24 protein-coding genes are annotated in these 19,201 nt (G+C 58.0%); 14 read left to right on the top strand and 10 right to left on the bottom strand.

What is annotated here, in order from left to right; all coding sequences use genetic code 11:
• Positions 1-425: 425 nt before the first annotated feature.
• Complete coding sequence (locus tag LQ231_RS26370; protein ID WP_230175228.1) at positions 426-602, top strand: hypothetical protein; 177 nt, start codon at positions 426-428, stop codon at positions 600-602.
• 264 nt (positions 603-866) lie between these two features.
• On the opposite strand, the gene LQ231_RS26375 is transcribed toward LQ231_RS26370, so the two are convergent.
• From LQ231_RS26375 to LQ231_RS26385, 3 genes are read right to left on the bottom strand one after another with little or no spacing between them, the layout of a single operon-like run.
• Entirely contained in the window at positions 867-1,259 is a 393-nt protein-coding gene (locus tag LQ231_RS26375; RefSeq protein ID WP_230175230.1) for a hypothetical protein, read from the bottom strand.
• Positions 1,260-1,318: 59 nt separating this feature from the next.
• Positions 1,319-1,606 (bottom strand): HigA family addiction module antitoxin, encoded by a 288-nt coding sequence (locus LQ231_RS26380; RefSeq protein ID WP_230175232.1) that lies wholly within the window; start codon positions 1,604-1,606, stop codon positions 1,319-1,321.
• Positions 1,607-1,620: 14 nt separating this feature from the next.
• Positions 1,621-1,899, bottom strand: coding sequence for a type II toxin-antitoxin system RelE/ParE family toxin (locus tag LQ231_RS26385; RefSeq protein ID WP_230175234.1), 279 nt, complete (start codon positions 1,897-1,899; stop codon positions 1,621-1,623).
• A gap of 161 nt (positions 1,900-2,060) precedes the next feature.
• Between LQ231_RS26385 and LQ231_RS26390 the strand changes: the two genes are divergently transcribed.
• The 3 genes from LQ231_RS26390 to LQ231_RS26400 are packed head-to-tail and all read left to right on the top strand — an operon-like array spanning position 2,061 to position 4,043.
• Positions 2,061-3,536 carry a protelomerase family protein gene (locus LQ231_RS26390; RefSeq protein ID WP_230175236.1) on the top strand — a complete coding sequence of 492 codons (1,476 nt, stop codon included), beginning with the start codon at positions 2,061-2,063 and terminating at the stop codon, positions 3,534-3,536.
• 9 nt (positions 3,537-3,545) lie between these two features.
• A complete protein-coding gene (locus LQ231_RS26395; RefSeq protein WP_230175238.1) occupies positions 3,546-3,770 on the top strand; it encodes a hypothetical protein in 225 nt (74 codons plus the stop codon).
• Between the two features lie 18 nt (positions 3,771-3,788).
• Positions 3,789-4,043: a hypothetical protein gene (locus LQ231_RS26400; protein ID WP_230175240.1), complete on the top strand. Its 255-nt coding sequence runs from the start codon at positions 3,789-3,791 to the stop codon at positions 4,041-4,043.
• A 24-nt stretch (positions 4,044-4,067) separates the two neighbouring features.
• Here LQ231_RS26400 and LQ231_RS26405 read toward each other — a convergent pair whose 3' ends face one another.
• Entirely contained in the window at positions 4,068-4,457 is a 390-nt protein-coding gene (locus LQ231_RS26405; RefSeq protein ID WP_230175242.1) for a hypothetical protein, read from the bottom strand.
• Positions 4,458-4,780: 323 nt separating this feature from the next.
• On the opposite strand from LQ231_RS26405, the gene LQ231_RS26410 reads away from it, so the two are divergent.
• The 4 genes from LQ231_RS26410 to LQ231_RS26425 are packed head-to-tail and all read left to right on the top strand — an operon-like array spanning position 4,781 to position 5,954.
• Entirely contained in the window at positions 4,781-4,963 is a 183-nt protein-coding gene (locus LQ231_RS26410) for a hypothetical protein (protein WP_230175244.1), read from the top strand.
• Positions 4,964-4,973: 10 nt separating this feature from the next.
• Positions 4,974-5,171, top strand: a complete 198-nt coding sequence (locus LQ231_RS26415; protein ID WP_230175246.1) for a hypothetical protein — start codon at positions 4,974-4,976, stop codon at positions 5,169-5,171.
• 23 nt (positions 5,172-5,194) lie between these two features.
• Positions 5,195-5,509: a theronine dehydrogenase gene (locus LQ231_RS26420; RefSeq protein WP_230175248.1), complete on the top strand. Its 315-nt coding sequence runs from the start codon at positions 5,195-5,197 to the stop codon at positions 5,507-5,509.
• Positions 5,510-5,543: 34 nt separating this feature from the next.
• On the top strand, positions 5,544-5,954 hold the full coding sequence (locus LQ231_RS26425) for a thermonuclease family protein (RefSeq protein ID WP_230175249.1): 411 nt from the start codon (positions 5,544-5,546) through the stop codon (positions 5,952-5,954).
• Here the strand turns inward: LQ231_RS26425 and LQ231_RS26430 are convergent.
• The gene (locus LQ231_RS26430; RefSeq protein WP_044098972.1) at positions 5,943-7,037 is read right to left on the bottom strand and encodes an ISAs1 family transposase; all 1,095 of its coding nucleotides are present in this window, start codon (positions 7,035-7,037) and stop codon (positions 5,943-5,945) included. The two genes, LQ231_RS26425 and LQ231_RS26430, sit on opposite strands and share 12 nt — an antisense overlap.
• Before the next feature lie 629 nt (positions 7,038-7,666).
• A complete protein-coding gene (locus tag LQ231_RS26435; protein WP_015740141.1) occupies positions 7,667-9,142 on the bottom strand; it encodes a catalase in 1,476 nt (491 codons plus the stop codon).
• A gap of 306 nt (positions 9,143-9,448) precedes the next feature.
• Between LQ231_RS26435 and LQ231_RS26440 the strand changes: the two genes are divergently transcribed.
• From LQ231_RS26440 to LQ231_RS26450, 3 genes are all read left to right on the top strand, one after another.
• On the top strand, positions 9,449-10,642 hold the full coding sequence (locus tag LQ231_RS26440) for an ISAs1 family transposase (protein ID WP_230175250.1): 1,194 nt from the start codon (positions 9,449-9,451) through the stop codon (positions 10,640-10,642).
• A 68-nt stretch (positions 10,643-10,710) separates the two neighbouring features.
• A complete protein-coding gene (locus LQ231_RS26445) occupies positions 10,711-11,745 on the top strand; it encodes a hypothetical protein (protein WP_230175251.1) in 1,035 nt (344 codons plus the stop codon).
• 70 nt (positions 11,746-11,815) lie between these two features.
• Positions 11,816-12,343, top strand: coding sequence for a PH domain-containing protein (locus LQ231_RS26450; RefSeq protein WP_230175252.1), 528 nt, complete (start codon positions 11,816-11,818; stop codon positions 12,341-12,343).
• A 13-nt stretch (positions 12,344-12,356) separates the two neighbouring features.
• Here LQ231_RS26450 and LQ231_RS26455 read toward each other — a convergent pair whose 3' ends face one another.
• Positions 12,357-12,761, bottom strand: a complete 405-nt coding sequence (locus LQ231_RS26455) for a helix-turn-helix transcriptional regulator (protein ID WP_230175388.1) — start codon at positions 12,759-12,761, stop codon at positions 12,357-12,359.
• A gap of 29 nt (positions 12,762-12,790) precedes the next feature.
• Positions 12,791-14,893 carry a DNA topoisomerase gene (locus LQ231_RS26460; protein WP_230175389.1) on the bottom strand — a complete coding sequence of 701 codons (2,103 nt, stop codon included), beginning with the start codon at positions 14,891-14,893 and terminating at the stop codon, positions 12,791-12,793.
• Here LQ231_RS26460 and LQ231_RS26465 point away from each other — a divergent pair.
• The gene (locus LQ231_RS26465; RefSeq protein ID WP_230175253.1) at positions 14,841-16,577 is read left to right on the top strand and encodes a hypothetical protein; all 1,737 of its coding nucleotides are present in this window, start codon (positions 14,841-14,843) and stop codon (positions 16,575-16,577) included. The genes LQ231_RS26460 and LQ231_RS26465 overlap by 53 nt on opposite strands.
• 9 nt (positions 16,578-16,586) lie before the next feature.
• Entirely contained in the window at positions 16,587-16,913 is a 327-nt protein-coding gene (locus tag LQ231_RS26470) for a hypothetical protein (RefSeq protein ID WP_230175254.1), read from the top strand.
• Between the two features lie 14 nt (positions 16,914-16,927).
• Here the strand turns inward: LQ231_RS26470 and LQ231_RS26475 are convergent, their stop codons facing one another.
• Positions 16,928-17,392, bottom strand: coding sequence for a type IV secretion system DNA-binding domain-containing protein (locus LQ231_RS26475; protein ID WP_356637737.1), 465 nt, complete (start codon positions 17,390-17,392; stop codon positions 16,928-16,930).
• On the opposite strand from LQ231_RS26475, the gene LQ231_RS26480 reads away from it, so the two are divergent.
• Positions 17,280-17,585, top strand: a complete 306-nt coding sequence (locus LQ231_RS26480; protein ID WP_230175391.1) for a hypothetical protein — start codon at positions 17,280-17,282, stop codon at positions 17,583-17,585. The two genes, LQ231_RS26475 and LQ231_RS26480, sit on opposite strands and share 113 nt — an antisense overlap.
• A 118-nt stretch (positions 17,586-17,703) precedes the next feature.
• Here the strand turns inward: LQ231_RS26480 and LQ231_RS26485 are convergent, their stop codons facing one another.
• Positions 17,704-19,158, bottom strand: coding sequence for a catalase (locus tag LQ231_RS26485; protein WP_230175256.1), 1,455 nt, complete (start codon positions 19,156-19,158; stop codon positions 17,704-17,706).
• Positions 19,159-19,201: the final 43 nt, after the last annotated feature.

The raw sequence follows: 19,201 nt of genomic DNA on the forward strand, positions 1-19,201 counted from the left end.
TTTATACTAAACGCGCCGCCTGTGTCCCTTTTGCCACACATATTTTTACTATATTATCGGGTATTTTTACTAATCGCAAGCATTATTTTTACTTTTTATCGCCATGTCGCGATTTTTTTACTAAACTTGCGCGCTCTGCCAATATCGGAGCCTTTTCCAATCCTACTATGGCATAATCCGCAAGCTATGTCAACAGTTATTTTTACTATTCTCCCATATTTTTTACTTTTCTCGCCGCTTTCCCCATCCCCTCGCTCTCCCGTTGTTCATGGTCTTACTATGCCTGTTATTTTTACTAAACACAAGCCCTCTCGCGCATGTTTATGTAAAATTATTTGTCGTTATTTTTACGTTTCTGCTTGATCGGATTTCGCCCCCGGCCTATCCTCTTTCCATGGCGCTAATGCCAAACGAAAGGTCCGCGAATGTTCCAGACGTTCCAGTTTTGCCGCGCAACAGGTCGCCGCCTCATGGCCTCCTTCTCCCGCATCATCGCAAAGCTCAAGCCCAACGGCTCAACCAAAATCGCCCTCGAAATCTCAATCCCACTCTTCCTCAAGCTCACCGTCGAACACACCTTCCAAGCCAAACGGAAACGATGAGCGGTGCCAGTGGCCGGTGCCGGCGCAGCAAGCCAACAGAAAAGGCCGTAGGGAACCCCTACGGCCTCACTCTCGACCTGCAACGGCACCGAGGCCGGCAGAGGGCAGGAAACGCCCCACAGGGGCGCTACGCGGCGGAAGAAGCGCCGGTTAAGCCCGAACGGTCGGCAAATCCGCGAGGCGTCAGCCGCTTCGCTTTCCACGTTGATCGTGTTTCAATCCACACCTACGCGGCGGTAGGCGACTTAACGGGCGAGAGCCAGGTCAGTTTTGTGACCGCGATCTTTCGCTATCGAATACGGCATGGTCCATAAACTGCATCCCCTTATGGGTGATGCTCACAGACGTTCGACTTCCCTGAGCCATGACAGGGAACCGCACCACCGCGAAACCATGATCGAGCAAAATCCGCAGGCGCTTCCACGGTACTTCGCCTTCATCGCCCCGGATAATCGATCCCATGTCCACCAGTGCGCTCTGAACCTGCTCCGCCGTCATCGGCAGCAAAGGATGTTCCTCGAATCGAGCGAGGTAGGCATCGATGTCGTCGGCAATGCCTTCGGCCAGCTCTGGACTGGCGTTGTGGTACTGATAACTCCGCAAGGCATGGCTCGCTGCCGTGAGAAGCTGGTCAGCTTCATTATCGGGGTGGAGCATCGTTATACCCTCCATATTCTAACCAGCGCGCCCTCAAAGCACGATCTATCCCTATTTTCTCAAGCCGCTACAGTCTGCAAAGGCTGCACCTGCGGCTGACCTCGCTCTTCGGCCTTTGACAGTTCATAATTGGACTGCAAATTCATCCAGAAACGTGCGGTGCTCACGCCAGCACGCTCAAGACGGATCGCCAAATCGGGACTAATGCCCGACTTTCCATTGATGATCCGAGAGAGCGTCGTGCGCGCAAGCCCGAGGCGCTGGGCGGCTTCCGTCACTTCGATACCAAGAGGCACCAAAACATCTTCGCGAAGCAGCTCGCCGGGATGGGGGTGGTTCTTCATCATAATCATGTGCTCCTTCAATGATAATCCACGTAATCGACCAGCTCCACGTCGGCACCGACAAACCGAAATGTCACTCGCCAGTTTCCATTCACCCAAACAGACCAATGCCCTTTCATCTCACCCTTTAAAGGGTGCAATTTTAAGCCGGGATTGCTCAATTCGGCGGGCGATGCTGCTGCATCCAATGATGCGAGAATGCGTGATAGCTTCGGTACGTGCGCCGCCTGAACGCCACGAGCAGAGCCGGTTTTATAAAGGGTCTCAAGTCCCTTGTGACGAAAGCTGATAATCATTCTACGTATGTAGCATGTAGCGCTACACGCTACAAGCCTCAATCGCCTGATATGAGTATGTCGTTTCATAAAATATTTGCGAGATATTTTTACTTTTTATGTTGCCGCGCGCTTATTTTTATTTTATGCTATTTCAATATTCATCCAGATGAGGCAATCCAATGAATGCGAAGAAGACCGATACCGACAATCAGCAGCGCGCGAAGACCGGCCGCCGCCCGGTGGTCAAGGACGCCATTGCTACCTTTGTCGCCAACCTGACGGCTGATGCCGACGACTATGCCGATCTTTGGGAAAAGGAATGGGAGACGTTCGCGGATAAGTCCGTATCGACCCGCAACATCTACGCCTCGCGTTACCGCAACGCTATTCGTGAAGCCTACGGTGACAATCACCCCGCGCTTCATTTCGTCAAGGTGCTCGACCGCTCCGATGATCCCCTTCGCACGGTCGAGTCTCGTGGTGCAGGCGGGCGCAAGGCGACCCGCGCAGATAGCATCGATATGTTCGGTACTGCCGCACAAACGCTCAAGGAAGCCCACGATCAGGCGCTCGCAGATGGAAAAACCGATAAGCAGGCCAGCGCCATCTATAAGCGTGGCCTCGCGAAAATCTGGAAATCGGAGCTGGACGAAATGCTCCAGACCCTCAAGAGCAATACTGTCCTGACGACGACCGCCGCCTACCGGAACGAGCTGCGCAGGCGCGGGATGGACGATGAGTTGACACTATCGATTGTCAGACCGCCAGAGGACGCTCAAAAAGCCCGCTCAATCCAATACCGGGATGCAATCGTGGAACAGCACCGCGATTTGGTGCCTATGCCCCATTGGCAAGAAATCCTAGACCATGCGAAGGAGCTTATTCCCGCCTCGGATGCATCATGGAGCGCTCTGGAACAGGCGGCGAGCAAAGCAGCAACGGAAATCACAAGGCAGCGCGCCGTGGAGATCGGCGTGGCGCTCGGTATCCTTACCGGCCGTCGACCGTTCGAGATTTTCTGCCAAGGCGTCTTTGCGCCGCTGCCCTTGATGGCCGATCCTACCAGCACCGAACATTCCCGTGGTCGCGGCTATGAGACATGGCGCGTGCTTTTCTCTGGACAGGCTAAGACGAGGGGGAACGATGGAACCCAATTCGATCAGTCTTTCCCTATTCCCGTACTTACGAAAGCGCGCGAAGTCATTTTTGCATGGATGGTGCTGCGCTATAGTGAAAGCGGGCAAATCTGGCGTGAAATGACGAGCGACGAATTTAAGGCCGACTTGCTGCGCGCGCCAAATCCCAAGTGCATCTATCCCGCGATCCGCGATGAAATCCTTGAAAAGTTCTGGCCGAAGGTCGCGCCCGAAGACACTCCGAATGTGATCGAGGCCAAGAAGATCAAAGCCCATAACGTGCGCGCACTCTATGCCGAGATCGCCGATCAGTTTTTCCGGCCAAAGTCGCGGACGAAAGCCGCGTTCTTCGCAGAAGCCCTCGGTCACACTGAAAAGGACATCGAGACCGCTTCCTCCTACATGAAATACTATCTTCCCGACAAAAAGGATGCCGGCGCGACACGTCGCATCAAAAAGCAGTTGGCCAAAAAGATCGAGGCAGCAGCCGACGAGCGTGAAAGCGCTGATCAGGAATAGGGGATCGTTATGCAGATCGAACATCAACTTGAAGCGAGACAGGCCCGGCGCATGAAGGCGGAAGGCCGCATGCTGGATCGTATGGAACGCCGTGAACAGGCCGCAGAGTCCATGATCGGCGAATTGTGCCGGGACGGTCAGACCATCTTTTATGTCTGGCCGCAGGGCGGCAAATATCGAGAAGGCTCGTTCGGCGAGCTTGTCAATTTCCTCACCAAAAACCGCTACGCTTAATCACGTGGGAGAACTGCCATGATCTATCGCATGGAGCATTATGTGGATGGCAAGGAAGAGACCATCATCCTCGGCGAGATTTCAGCCTCGGCCGCGAGATCGCGCGCCAGCCGGTTAAGCCAGAAGGACGGCGACCTTGGCAGCGGCGTTGGTCACAGCGTCTATCTCTTTGGCGCTGACAACAACGGCGACGATCAGGAGCACTATAATTATTTCGCCGGTTCCTTGGTGGAAAAGGACTTAGTGAAGGATTGGGACAAACACGACGCTTGATCCTGTCCATACTCGACCTGGCTCTCATTGAGCGGCTGAGCTTTCCCGCTTCAGCCGCTTCGTAAGAGCGGCAATTTCGGCATCAGCTTCAGCGACAATCTCGGGATCATCCGGCCATTTTTTTCGCGATGCTCGGGCCTCGGCCAGCGCTTTGCGAAAAGCGGCCGACTTGGTTCGAGCATATCCCCCCGGCACGCCATCGACCACCTTGAACCGCGTACGAAACAGGGGATCGATGGGATCGAGCCATCCGAAATCACCGTTCTTGGTGCTGCGCTTTCCCCACGTGACGGCCTTCAGCTTGATGACCAAATATCCGTAAGGTTGGCGGATCGTTCGCAATATCCATTCATCGACGTAGGTTTTGCCGGTTTCATCGACGCCAGCCCTGTAATAAATATCGCCGGTCTTCATCCTTCCCCCTAGCTGTCGTCGCCGGTCAGAGTCCGTGATTTTGCGCGTCTCTTCAATTCACGCTCTATAGCCCCTCGAATGAAGTCCAAACGCACCTCGCCAGCGTCGAGGACTGAATCTATCTTCGCCGTGGTCCCTTCGGCCAAAGGAAGCTGTAGACGCTCCGTGAACTGCTTTTTGCGCCCGCCCTTGGCAGGAGTTTCGTGTATATCTTTTGCAGCCACAAAAGCACCTTTTCGTGTATATGATATTGACTACATAACATATACACGTTATCACTTCAATCATATACACGATTGATGCAATAGCAGGGAGAACCCCCTATGCTTTACACCGTCGAACAGACGCCGGATCGGAAATGGGCAGTCCTCAACACCCGAACTAAGGCTCCCTACGGCGATCCGCTGGACAGCATGGAAGCCGCCATAAACCTTGTCCGCGAGGCGGAAGCGCAAGCAGCGATCGATCGCATGATCGCGTGCCGCGCTGGTAGCTGCTCGATCTAAGGGGATACCAATGACATACTCGATCATTTCCAGACGCACCGTGCCCATGACAGCAGCTCGTCACGCGGGCGAGAAAGCCGTTTGTGTCAAACTGGATGGCGACGGATTCATGGCATGGGGTTATGCGCAATCTGAACGCCTCGCTGAAACACAAGCCGTCGAGACAGCGGAAGCACTGCGAGACGCAGCAGCACGGGCCGCACAATGAAATCCAGCGTTCGTGAAAAGGAGATGTGCCGATATTCCCTCGAATGGCGTCTCCCGCACGTTCCTTGCCCCGGAGAGCGCGTCCTGATCGCCGTCGATGTTCCAGCCGGATCACCAGTACCGCCAGAAGTGATGGCGCTCTGGAAACCCGGTGCGGGCTATGCCGTGTGCTGGAACTCACTGACAGTCAAGCCGATCCGCCGGTGGAGCGCTGAAGCGAAGGGTGCCGCCCGAAAGCGGAACCTGCGGCGACGGCTGGAAAAGAAAATGCCCTTGTTCGCGGACATGCTGGCAGAAGAAGAGATTGCACGCCGTCCCGGCTATTTTGCTGGCGAGTGAAGGAGATAGACGATTGCATATCAGAACCGGAATCATGGCAGCTCTCGCAGCGCTTGCCACGTCATCGGCCCCGGCCGCTCAGGACCATTGGCCCGTCTGCACAAGCGGCAAGCGGAACACCTGCATTGTCGATGGCGACACGTTCTGGCTACAAGGCATTAAGCACCGGATCGTTGGTTACGATGCACCGGAAGCGGGCGATGGCGCTCGATGCGGTCAGGAACGAGCGCTCGCGGATCGCGCGACACAGCAGCTCCAGCACCTCATGAGCGCGCCCGGTATCCAGTATCAAGTCCAAGGCGAAGACCGCTATGGTCGCACGCTGACGCGGGTAATGACGCCGCAAGGCGACATTGCAGATCAGATGATCGGACTCGGCCTCGGCCGCGCTTATCGCGGCGGATACCGTGATCGCAGGGCAATCGCATATGGCTCACGCGAGTAAGCCATTGAGAACGTTTCGGAGAAAGTCGTCATCCCAGCCTGCCCTCTTGAGCTTGATGGAGAGCGAGCCCTTCGACGTGTCCCTGCGCATGACGTCGAGAGCACGGCGACGCAGGATGGCGATGTTGCCCGGGCTGTTATCCTTGCGGTTGCGTGCCGCGTCTTCGCGGAACGACACGTCCAGCTGCCAGTGCAGACTGTTCTCGATAGCCCAGTGGGCGCGTACGGTCGCCAGCAGGACCTCCGGTGTCGGCACCCAGGACAGCGCGAAGTACCTCGTTTCCGAGGTTGTGCCCTCGGCTGTTTTTCGGGTGGCCTCGACCCGTCCAAAAGCCTTCAGGCCCGGGAATTCATGATGCTCTGCCAGAGCCTTGCTCGAAACGACGGTCGCCTTTCGGGTTTCCGTCCGGCCGTGGCCGATATCCTCGGAAAGCGCGCTTGGGTGCGCGTCTGGCTCGGCCCCGAAGCTGGCCCGGGCATCGGACAGGAGCGAGTCCTGGTTGGCCTTGAGCGCCAGGCACCAGTCGCCACCACCCGCGTTAATCGCAGCAACCGTACGGCGATTGCAGTGCAGGGCATCGGCGGTCACCACCTTCCCCTTGAGCGCGATCAGGCCAAGCGCTTCGATGGCGGCCTCCAGTTCCGTACCCCGATCGGCCGGCACGCTGGCCAGCGTCAGGCGCAGCCGCGCCGCATAGGCCGAGACCATCATCCGCGTCCGGCCGCTCTCTCCCGCATCGCGGGCCCCGCGCAGGGCCTTGCCGTCAACGGCGATCACGTCGCCATCACGAAGGAGGGCCGCGACATCGGCCAGCACGCGCCCGAAAGCCGCATCGAGCGCCTTGGGATCGATCATCCGGAACACGGCCGAGAAGGTGTCATGCGACGGAACCGCGTGCTTGAGCTTGAGGAAACCCCTGAAAACGCTTTCCTTTGCGCGCCCGAAGGCCGCCATCTCGGCGCAGGAGGTCGCGCCGCAAAGGACCGACACAAAGGCGATGACCAGCAGCTCACCCAAGTCATGTCGCGTGTTCTCGGCGCGGGGATCGGGGACATCTTCGAAGGCGGACAGGAACAGATGCATGACGGTGATGGGCTCCAGGAGGACGAGTCCACCTTCAGAATCCATCATGAGCCCAGCCACAAGCCATCCCGTTCAGTGCGTCACGGCCATATGCGATTCCCCTGATGTCGGGGCTCATAGCGCTGAGAGTTCTCACGGTGCTTCGCCCCCGCACCGCTTCCGCATCGCTGTGAGCAAAGCACGAAGGGCCGCGCCCGACCCTGGGTGGGCGCGCGCACCCGCTCCACAACGCGGGCGCTCAAAAGCACTGATGTCAGGTGTGCGGTGAAAGACATCACCGATGCGCCCTCCCATGGGGAGGGTCGGGCGCGGCCCGGCGGTGCCGCCGGGCCCTGCAGTTGGGACATGCTTCGCTGAGATTTTCAGGGGCATCTGCCAACGGTATCCTCACACCTCCACTCAAAGTGAAGCGATAAGGGACGCGCCCGATCTTGGGTGGGCGCCAGTCCTTGCCACGAAGCTCTGCGCTCAAAAGCACTGATGTCGGGTGTGCGGTGAAAGACAGCGCCGAGGCGCCCCCTCCTTGGGGGAGGGTCGGGCGCGGCCCGTGGGGGCCACGGGCGACGCAGAGATAAAAACGCCGGCCCCTTGTGAGGGCCGGCGTCTGTGTTCATCCCGGAACGCTGGGCTTAGCCCGCCTGCCCCGCGCGCACCGCGTCTTCGATGCGCTGGCCGACCTCCGCGTCGACGCTCTTCCAATAGTCGAACGCCCGCTCGAGCACCGGAGAGCGCACCCCGCCGAGCAGCGCGCCGCTGACCGTCTCGACCAACTGGCGGCGCTCGTCATCATTGAACACCTCGCGCACCAGTTTGCCCGGCTGCGAGAAGTCGTCATCACCCGGCCGCAACGTATAGGCGCTGCGCACGAAATCGCCGTCCGCCTCCCAGCCGTCATGCACCGCGCCGGTCTCGTCGGACCAGCTGCGGCCGCCGCTATTGGTCGCATGCACCGGTGCGCTGCCGCTGTGGTGATAGGCCATCTGCCCGTCGAACATATAGGTGTTCACCGGAACCTTGGGCTGGTTCACCGGCAGCTGGTGGAAGTTGGTGCCGATCCGGTTGCGCTGCGCATCATTATAGGCAAAGGCGCGGCCAAGCAGCATTTTATCCGGCGAGAGGCCAATCCCCGGCACTGTATTCCCCGGCGAGAAGGCCGCCTGCTCGATCTGGGCAAAGAAGTTCTCGGGGTTGCGGTTCAGGGTCATCTTGCCGACTTCGATCAGCGGGTAATCCGCATGCGGCCAGGTTTTGGTCAGGTCAAAGGGGTTGATATGATAGGTTTTTCCCTCTTCATAGGGCATCACCTGCACCGACATCGTCCAGGCCGGATGCTCGCCACGGGCAATCGCGTCAAACAGGTCGCGGCGGTGGAAATCTGCATCGGCACCGGCCATCGCGCCGGCCTCTTCATTGGTGAAGAACTCCATCCCCTGATGGGTGTGGAAATGGTATTTCACCCAGAACCGCTCCCCCGCCTCGTTCACCCACATATAGGTGTGCGAGCCGTAGCCGTTCATATGACGCCAGGTGCGGGGCAGCCCGCGCACGCCCATCAGATAGGTCACCTGATGCGCGGATTCGGGGTTATTGGTCCAGAAATCCCACTGCATATGATTGTCGCGCAGACCCGAGTCCGGCAGGCGTTTCTGGCTGCGGATGAAATGCGGGAATTTCATCGGGTCACGGACAAAGAAAATCGGGGTGTTATTGCCGACGAGATCGTAATTGCCCTCATCGGTGTAGAATTTCAGCGAGAAGCCGCGCACATCGCGCCATGTGTCGGGGCTGCCCATCTCGCCGGCAACGGTGGAGAAGCGCGCCAGCATCTCGGTGGTTGCGCCCTTTTGGAACAGCGCCGCCTTGGTATAGGCCGAGACGTCATGGGTGGTCTCGAAAGTGCCGAACGCGCCCGAACCTTTGGCGTGGGGCTGGCGCTCGGGCACTTTCTCGCGGTTGAAATGGGCCATTTGCTCGAGGAAATGCACGTCATGCAGCAGGATCGGGCCATCGGGGCCCACGGTCAGAGAGTTGCGGTCGCTTACCGCCGGTGCGCCGGTGCCCGTGGTCGAGCCCGTTCCACCCTGTTTCTTATTCATATCGGTCATCTAAATCCTCCTATAGTGCCCGTGAACTGACCCGGTGCTGTGCGCGGATGCCGCGCGCATCGCCAAGTGTTACATGTCGATCCTAAGCAACCGGCGCCTTTTGTCAAAACCTAATGCCGTGGATGGCGAAGAACGGCTGTGATGGAGGCTCTGCGAGGGCCTGCGAGATCGGGGCGGTGGAAATCGCCGCCAAATTGCCACAAAATCTTTGCATATTGTGCAGCTTGGGCGCGCAATAGGCGCGGGACAGCGGTCGCAAGGCCACAAAGGAGAGACATAAGCGCAACGGCAGAGGGAATGAGCAGCATGGATGAGGCAATTCTGCTTTGGCTGGACGGGATCGCCGCCAGATCCGAGGCATTCAACGCATTTATCACCGTGATCTCGGACAATCCGCTGATCAAAGGCGTGCCGATCCTGTCCGCCTTCGAAGATGTCCCCGATCCCCGCGCCGAGAACACGCGACATGACTTGGGTGAGCTGCTGGTCATCGCCTTTGTGTCGGTCCTTTGCGGCGCGACCTCCTGCGCCGAGATGGCGGCCTTCGGGCGCGCAAAGGAAAGCGTTTTCAGGGGTTTCCTCAAGCTCAAGCACGCGGTTCCGTCGCATGACACCTTCTCGGCCGTGTTCCGGATGATCGATCCCAAGGCGCTCGATGCGGCTTTCGGGCGCGTGCTGGCCGATGTCGCGGCCCTCCTTCGTGATGGCGACGTGATCGCCGTTGACGGCAAGGCCCTGCGCGGGGCCCGCGATGCGGGAGAGAGCGGCCGGACGCGGATGATGGTCTCGGCCTATGCGGCGCGGCTGCGCCTGACGCTGGCCAGCGTGCCGGCCGATCGGGGTACGGAACTGGAGGCCGCCATCGAAGCGCTTGGCCTGATCGCGCTCAAGGGGAAGGTGGTGACCGCCGATGCCCTGCACTGCAATCGCCGTACGGTTGCTGCGATTAACGCGGGTGGTGGCGACTGGTGCCTGGCGCTCAAGGCCAACCAGGACTCGCTCCTGTCCGATGCCCGGGCCAGCTTCGGGGCCGAGCCAGACGCGCACCCAAGCGCGCTTTCCGAGGATATCGGCCACGGCCGGACGGAAACCCGAAAGGCGACCGTCGTTTCGAGCAAGGCTCTGGCAGAGCATCATGAATTCCCGGGCCTGAAGGCTTTTGGACGGGTCGAGGCCACCCGAAAAACAGCCGAGGGCACAACCTCGGAAACGAGGTACTTCGCGCTGTCCTGGGTGCCGACACCGGAGGTCCTGCTGGCGACCGTACGCGCCCACTGGGCTATCGAGAACAGTCTGCACTGGCAGCTGGACGTGTCGTTCCGCGAAGACGCGGCATGCAACCGCAAGGATAACAGCCCGGGCAACATCGCCATCCTGCGTCGCCGTGCTCTCGACGTCATGCGCAGGGACACGTCGAAGGGCTCGCTCTCCATCAAGCTCAAGAGGGCAGGCTGGGATGACGACTTTCTCCGAAACGTTCTCAATGGCTTACTCGCGTGAGCCATATGCGATTGCCCTGACCGTGATCGAAACCAATGGTGCCAGTCGTAAGCGGAGAGACCCACGGAATGGAGACAGGCGAAAACGTTACGGCGCTGAATTATAGCGCCCATGCCATCGAGGACATGAAGGTCATTGTGCAGCGCCTACCGCCGCACTTTGTCCGATCCGTCACGGCGATCCGCGTCGTCAGCGATATGTTGCGTAGATCGGTGAAATTCATCCTTCCCAACTGCGCGGAGCTGCTCGATCCATTGCACGTGTCACAAGCGCATATCGACTTGCTGAAGCTTCCGTTCCCCTTGGTGGCCTTCGAGGCTCCATGGCAGAACACCGATGCAAAGGACGCTGGCTTTCTCGACCACTACAAATCAACGCGGCGCATAGCGCTATGTTGGGAGCCGGATGCAACCCCGCCACAACTGGCGCATTTGAACATCGTTCTGCAACGCTTCCCGCAAGGAGGTGTCTTCGTTCTTCCTATTTCGTGGCTCGATAATCCCGGCATTTGGAATATGGGCATCGGCGGGGCATTCGTGCCTTACGAAAACAGCTTGGCAGAGGTCGATCAGGAAAACATCAGTCCGCTCAGCGCACGAGCGATGGAAGCTCTGAACAGCGCTGGCCTACTGCCGAAAAAGCCTCAACAATTCGCGGCTGAACCATTCATTCTCCAACCAGAACATTTCGATGCCGTCGCGGCTAATTACGACCGAGAAACGGGCTTCGCGAATATCATGAACGACACCCGAGATGAGGGTATGGCGGTGATTCAGGCGTGCGCCGTGCTGAACTGCCAGAACATCGCCACGACAGATATTGAAGCCCCTGCCAAGCTCAACAAAGCTCGGATTGCGAAGGGAAAGGAACCGTTCTTCTCGTACAAAGTTCTGGCGCTGGCGGCTGATCGGGCGATGCCGAGTGGTGCTGGAAGCGGGAGCGGCGCTCATGCCAGCCCTCGCCTTCACCTTCGACGAGGCCACCTGCGGCGACTTCCTGATAAGACTGTATGGGTGAGAGCTGCCATGGTTGGTGCGGCGAGTGAGACCGGCATGGTCTCCAAGGATTATCGTCTCGTCAAAAATCGGACCAAGACATCCTGACGGCCACCTTTATCAACGACAACAAAAAATGGTATGACTTCGTTGTGAAACAAACAGCGAGATCGGATGGATGGAAGACGACGAGCAAGAACCCTTGACGATCTATCGTCTCTCGAAAGTCATTTTCATTGGACCGATCCTGATTGCTGGACTTGGCACGGCAGCACTTTGGTACTTTTGGACCTCGAACCTCAATTTGATGAACAATCTTGGCCCGATGGTGATGGGGTTAGCACGATATGAGAGCGCCTACCCTACACTCTTCCTCGTCACGCGCATCCTGACCGCGATCATCGCCATGGGCTTCGCAACGAACGTGCTCGCGTGCTTAATCCGGTATATGACAACAGAACTTCGGGTGTTCAGCAACCGCGTGCTCTGGCGAACGGGTTTTATCAGTCGGGACGTTTTCACAACTTCGGTGCGTGAGATCATCGGTGTCCAATTCACGCAATCCATGATCGGCCGGATACTTGGCTTCGGGTCGATATCGATCAGCACACGCGGCGATGACCAGATTACAGCGGACCTGATCAGCGGCGCACCGCAGGCTTCACGGACAATTATGGCCCTGAAGCACGGCGCAAATCCGCTATAATCCCGTCGAATCCTTATCTGCTGTCGGCCGAATCTAAATCGGCCAGAGTCGTCACCAACGCGAGGAATTTTCGCCTGACGCGAGCATCTGTTATTCTCGTATAGTAGCGGTTCAACGCTAGACCTTCGCCGCTTCCAACAAACTGCGCCACGTCACCGGTCTCCTGATCGACATTGTGCTGGCCCTGCTCGTTACCGAAGAAGTAGGAGACCGGCTGGCCAAGGATACGGGCGACATCCGAAAGGCGACTTGCGCTCACCCTGTTTGTGCCCTTCTCGTATTTCTGGACCTGCTGAAAAGTCACGCCAAGGGCTTCGCCAAAGGCTACTTGGCTTATACCCCTTAGATGCCTCTGTAACCGTATCCGGCTACCCACTTCAATGTCGATCTGGTTCGGCTGTTTTGTTCGATCAGGCAAATCTCTCACCCCTATTGCTATCTTCTTCACTACGAAGCTTTCCGCTTACGCGACGACTTTGCTTTTCCTTTGCCCTTTTCATATTTTGAAAGGAACGCCCTTGCTACAGCACTCGTGACGTTATCCGGCCATCCTGACGGTGGCTCCAAGCCGTTCTGCTCGATCAAGGTGGCGATGAATTCCCGCTGTTTGTCACTGGCCGGGCGCGGCGGGGCTGCTGCGAGGGCCTTATCCATCCATTCCGAAAGCGCCTTTGCCGATGCCAGAACATCGTCAGGCAGCGGTAAGCAGTTCTCCTCAGCAATCTTCCGTGCAAAGGCCGTTTGCTTGTCAGAGGGCTTGTCTGACCGTTCTATGATCGCGCCCAGCTTGCCGTTGTCATTTTCGCAAATGACCGGGCATCCATCGCGATATCCAGAGCATCCGAAGAAACTCCGCGTCTTGCCGCTGACAAGACGCAGTGCCTTCCCGCACTTCGGGCAAGGGTGAGCTGGCTTGACGTTCGCCAGCTTGCCAAGTTCGACATCGAGGCGCTGATCAAGATCGGTGATCACATCGAGATAGCGTTCTTTGCCCTCCGCGATGAGATCGAGGCGCTTTTCGAGGTCTTTGGTGAAGTCGTATTCCGCGAAATCAAAACGGCCGACGAGGTTCCCGACGATGGCCCGGCCGCTCTGCGTCGGGACAAGATAGCGCTTCTCCACGACGACATATTTCTTATTGCAGATGTTCGATACGATGGCGGCGAATGTCGATGGCCTGCCGATGCCCATAAGCTCTAATTTTCGGATCAAGCTGGTTTCCGTGTAGCGCCGTGGCGGCTTTGTCGCCTTGCGCAAAATCTTGCCACCCGTGGCGGTCACGGAAGTACCTGGCTGTAGCAGTGGGACACGACCGTTGGTCGCTTCTTCATCGTCGTCATCGTCGGATTTCTCGTCCGCAGCGACGACTTTCCAGCCCTGCCGAACCAGCTCGGCGCTACGTGCACGGAACGCGAAGCGTTCAGCGCCGGCCTCGGCAGCAAGATCGAGCGTCACGGTTTTATAGATGGCATCGGTGAGCTGCGAGGCAACGGCGCGCTGCCAGATGAGGCGATATAGCGCTTTCTGCTTGTCATCCTCGCCTGCGTCACGATCCTCGACATGTGTCGGCCTGATAGCCTCGTGGGCCTCCTGCGCCCCTTCAGGCAAGGGCCATCGGCGTTTCTTTTCCGAAAGCATCCAGCCCTGTCCCTCGGCATAGTCAGCAATAGCCGCCATGCCGTCATCCGAGAGGTTCGGGTTATCCGTCCGATGGTAGGTGATCAAACCGGCTTCGAATAAGCTCTGCGCGATCTTCTGCGTCAGAGCTGGCGGGTATCCGAGGGTAGCGCCCGCAGCCTGCAAGAGCGCGGACGTGGTAAACGGCGCAGGCGGTCCCTTGGCGACAGGTTTCTCTGATGCCCCCATCACTGTGAAGCTGCGGCAAGCCGCTGCACGCTCGGCCAAACTCTGATCGAGGATGTATTCGTCATCACCCTGCAGAAAGGATTTCGTTTGCCATTCGGCACTCCACGCGCCGTTCTCAAACTCGGCCAGAGCAGAGAAATGGTCCGTCACCTTGAAGCGGTCGATTTCGTTTTGCCGCTCCACAACAAGTCGAACGGCTGGTGACTGGCAGCGGCCAGCCGTCAAGGATTGGCCCGCAGCCGTCGAGATCGGGAAGGAAACGCGATATCCGATCAATCGATCCGCCGCTCTGCGTGCTTCCTGCGCCGCGACAAGACGCCGATCGATCGGACGAGGTGCAGCGAGCGCCGCCCTGATGCCCGTGTCCGTTATCTCGTTGAAGGTCACGCGCTGATACCGCTCGATGCGCAGAAAGCGCTTTAAATGCTCGGATATCGCTTCCCCCTCGCGATCAGGGTCGGTCGCTAGAAAAATGGCCTCGGCCTCGGCCACCAGCGGCTTTAAACGGCTGATGACAGATCGGCCGCGCTCTGATGCAACGTAGGTGAGCTGATAGGTCTGCGGCTCGACAGCCATCTGGTCGGTTGGCAGATCGACAATGTGCCCCATACTGGCCTCTACTCGCCAGCCGGTGCCAAGCAATGATCCGATTTTCTTTGCCTTCGTCGGGCTTTCGACAATCATCAGTTTCACGGCACCCTCCAGATGGCAAATCGCTGAAACATTTGATAACGTTTCCGCTAATGAATTTACTGTCAATAATCGATTGGGAAAAGGGAAAATGGCACCAAGGGAACAGAAGAGCATCGGATGGCTGGAAATCTGCACGGCGCTGTTTTTCTGCTTGGCGATCCTCACCGTCGTATGGGTGATTTTCCGCGCGCCAGTCGGCCTTCTCTATCGCGCCGCTCGCACGGCCGAAACAGGCGGGCTCTGGAAGCTGACCGCATGGGGCGACTATTTCACCTTCACGCCGGGCAAAGAGCTGAGCATCCAGTCGATATTTCTTTCATCCCTGCCCTTCGGCGTGGTGAGCGCAGGGATCATCCTGCTTGTGGGCCTTCTGATGAAGGCGAAGGTCGAAGGCAAACACATCATCACCTATCTGCGACCGAACAAGGATGCAGAGTATGCGATGAGCCACAAAGAGCTGATGCAGCGCTTCGCACCGTTTTATCCCCATTGCGAGTTCTTCCTGAAATTCCCGATGCACCGGTATTCTGCGAGCACAGGACCTGCATCACAGCCAATGTCGGCGCTTGAGCTGCTGATCGACAGCGGCGCTATCGTCGCCGACAAATTCAAGATGCCTGCCGAGGAAGAGGAAAAGTCGTCTCTCAAGCCTGAAGAAGTCGATGATGAGCAAAAGGCCGGCGAGCGCGCAATTAACCGCACGGCCTTGCGCAAAGCGCTCGAAAAGCCGTTTGGCCCCCTCAATCCGTTTCTGAACGTGAACCTCCGCAACGATGCGGCTGTTCGCGCTGCGATAGACGAGCTGCCATGGTATGCGAGCGTCATCCTTTATTCGTCCCTCGTGCGGGTGAACGCGCTGCACGACAGCAGCACCAAACTCTCGAATGTTCTGGAGGCGAGCGAAGAATTTCTTCGGGAGGTCTGGCGGGACATCAACCGCGAAAAGGCCAAGCTCGGCGACAGTCTGGTGATCGGCCCTTACGACTACCCTGACACCGAAAAGAAGGGCGGAAAGCCCAAAAAGGCATGGAAGAAGGCAAAAGGCTCTGATGTGGGTCTCGGCATCGACCAGCCAGCAAACATGGTAATCCTCGCCGATCATCTCGCCAAAGTCGGCCCCAATTTCAGGACCACAAAACGGGCAAAGGAAGAACTGGCGAAAATCATCGTGAAACCCTCTGCCGGCATTGATCCCAAGCGGCCGGTCGATGTGATCGACAGAATCGTACAGCGCCATGGTTATGTTTTCGGCGTGCTGGCATCATCTCTCACGGACGGAAAGGACGGCACGCTGAAGGCTGCGCGCTCTGCCGGCGTGATGGCACCAAACACATTCCTCTGGCTGCGTTTCGCCGACAGAAGCATGTGGCGCTTCCTAAACTACATCGGCATGCAAACCCCCTGCCCTGAAGCAGCCGGCATGTATGATCATTGGCAGACAGAGCTTATCCTGAAAACCGGGCGAACACGCCCTGAAATTGCGGAAAGCACGATAACAGCCATCGTTCAAGAAGCTCGCAAGCAATCGCCAGACGCGCTCACGATGCGTGATTTCGATGAGCTGGTGGCGAAGGTGCGGAACCAAACAAACGCGGTCGATGAGATGATCATCAAGTCGTCCGAAATATGGAACGATGACAGAGCAACAGCACCAGAACTGACGCCGCAGCGGTAAGGGATCACCATGACCAGATCGGACAAATCACAAGCCTCATGGGGCACATACTGCCGAAGCTATCTCGTGACGCTTGGTGGCCTCTTGGGGGGCGGTTCCAGTGTCTTTCTGATCGCACATTCCTCAGACGCCCTGACGCTTCCGTGGCAATTTTCCGTGCTGCTTGCAACGCTTCTGATGGCGGGCATCATGCTCGCCCTAGCCGGGCTATTCGGAACGGCCGAACAAATGGAAAGGCTGGCGGATGCCACCTCCGAGTATGAGCTTGTTGAGAGAATTTCGGTCGTAGCTCATCCGGTCTACCTGATGCTGCGGCCCTTTTACGAGAAACATTAGCGCAAACGCTCGCACTATTTCGGTAGTGGCACATCGACCTTGATAACCGGCCAGTCTCCCGCGAAAACAAGATAGCCCACAAGGTCAGGAAGATTCTGGATTTCCGATGCCAGCACTAGCCGTTCCATGACGATGTTAGTCGAGAAGGAATAGCTACCGCCGCCGCCCGTGGAGAAGTTCGTATGATGCTGGTACATCTCCCGGTCGCCAAGTTGCTGCGACAGATACTCGGCCGCAGTGCCCTCAATCGTCCGCAGCACCAGCTTGTTACTGAAATTGTTCATCAGAGTTTCGGCGCGATTCCCGCCATATGTGTCGCGGAGTTGAGCGAAGTCCTGCACTGCGACGACGATAGCAACGCCTGCCTTGCGTAACCTAGTTGCGCCGACGACTAAAGCGGGAATCTCGCCAAGGGAGTTTAATGCCGATAAACTCGAAAAGCTCAGGACGATCGATTTCGGCCCCAAGTTGGCCGTCAACGAAGGCGCTGTCGTCAAGCTGTCCGGCCGCCACTTTGTGATCGCGGTGTCAACGAGCAAGTTTACCTGTCAGGGGCGTGAGCTCATGGGCATTTCCACGATGGCGCCGATCTTCGAAGCGATCGAGGGTGCCCGAGCCGGGGAGACCGTGCAGTTCAACGGCCGGGACCTCATCGTAGAAGACGTAGAATAAAGCCCTCCACCGCAGCCGGCGCGCTAGTGCCGAACGCCCTGCATCTCTTTCTGCATGCATACGGTCACTTGCAGCCGCATTGACCTGGCTCATCAAAGGCAAACTCATGACAACACCTTCATCCGACATCCGCCAGATCAATGCCAAGCGCGTCCGCCACGCCCTTGCCATAGGCCGGATCGGCACGCAGGCAATTGCGGATATGACGGTGCTTGATTTCGATCCGGGCCGGACCGATGGCGCGGGCGGTGTTGTCAAACAGAACCTGCTGCTGCGCGGGCGTCATCAGGCGGAACAGGTTGCCGGGCTGCGAATAATAATCGTCATCGACCCGGTGATTCCAGTGATCGGCGGCGCCTTCGATAGACAGCGGAGGTTCCGAAAAATCGGGCTGCTCCTGCCATTCACCGAACATGTTCGGTTCGTAATGCAGGCGCGATCCATAATTGCCATCCACCCGCATCGCCCCGTCGCGGTGATAGGCGTTATACGGGCATTTGGGCGCGTTGACCGGGATCTGCGCATGGTTCACGCCCAGCCGGTAACGCTGCGCGTCGCCATAGGAAAACAGCCGCCCCTGCAACATCTTGTCGGGCGAAAAGCTGATCCCCGGCACGATCGAGGTGGGGGCAAAAGCGGCCTGTTCGACCTCGGCGAAATAGTTGTCGGGGTTGCGGTTCAGTTCCATCACGCCGACCTCGATCAGCGGGTAGTCGCCCTTGGGCCAGACCTTGGTCAGATCGAACGGGTTAAGGTGATAGCTGCCAGCCTCGGCTTCGGGCATGATCTGGACGTAAAGCGTCCATTTCGGGAAATCGCCGTTTTCGATGCTGTCATACAGGTCGCGCTGATTGCTTTCGCGGTCATTCGCGATGATCTGGGCGGCTTCGGCGTCGGTCAGGTTCTTGATGCCCTGCTGGGTGCGGAAATGGAATTTCACCCAGAAGCGTTCGTTATCCGCATTGATGAAGCTGTAGGTGTGGCTGCCAAAGCCGTGCATATGCCGAAAGCTGGCCGGAATGCCGCGATCGGACATGACGATGGTGACCTGATGCAGCGCTTCGGGCAGGTTGGTCCAGAAATCCCAGTTATTGTTTGCGCTGCGCATATTGGTGCGCGGGTCGCGTTTGACCGCGTGGTTCAGATCCGGAAACTTCAGCGGGTCGCGCAAAAAGAACACCGGAGTATTGTTGCCGACCAGATCCCAGTTGCCTTCTTCGGTATAGAATTTCATCGCGAATCCGCGAATGTCGCGTTCGGCATCGGCCGCGCCGCGTTCGCCCGCGACGGTCGAAAAGCGGGTGAACATCGGGGTCTGCTTGCCGATTTCGGAAAACATCTTCGCGCGGGTATAGGGCGTGATGTCATGCGTGACGGTAAAGGTGCCAAACGCCGCCGAGCCCTTGGCATGCATGCGCCGTTCCGGGATCACCTCGCGGTCGAAATGCGCCATCTTTTCCAGAAACCACGCGTCCTGCATCAGCACCGGACCGCGCGGGCCGGCGGTCATGGTGTTCTGGTTGTCGGGAACGGGCGCGCCAAAGGCAGTCGTCAATTTGGGCTTGTCGGACATATCAATCTCCTGGGGGCCGGGCCAGCACCTGGGTCAAAAAATA

The sequence above is a fragment of the Rhizobium sp. CECT 9324 genome (assembly GCF_918741265.1).
GTDB lineage: Bacteria > Pseudomonadota > Alphaproteobacteria > Rhizobiales > Rhizobiaceae > Allorhizobium.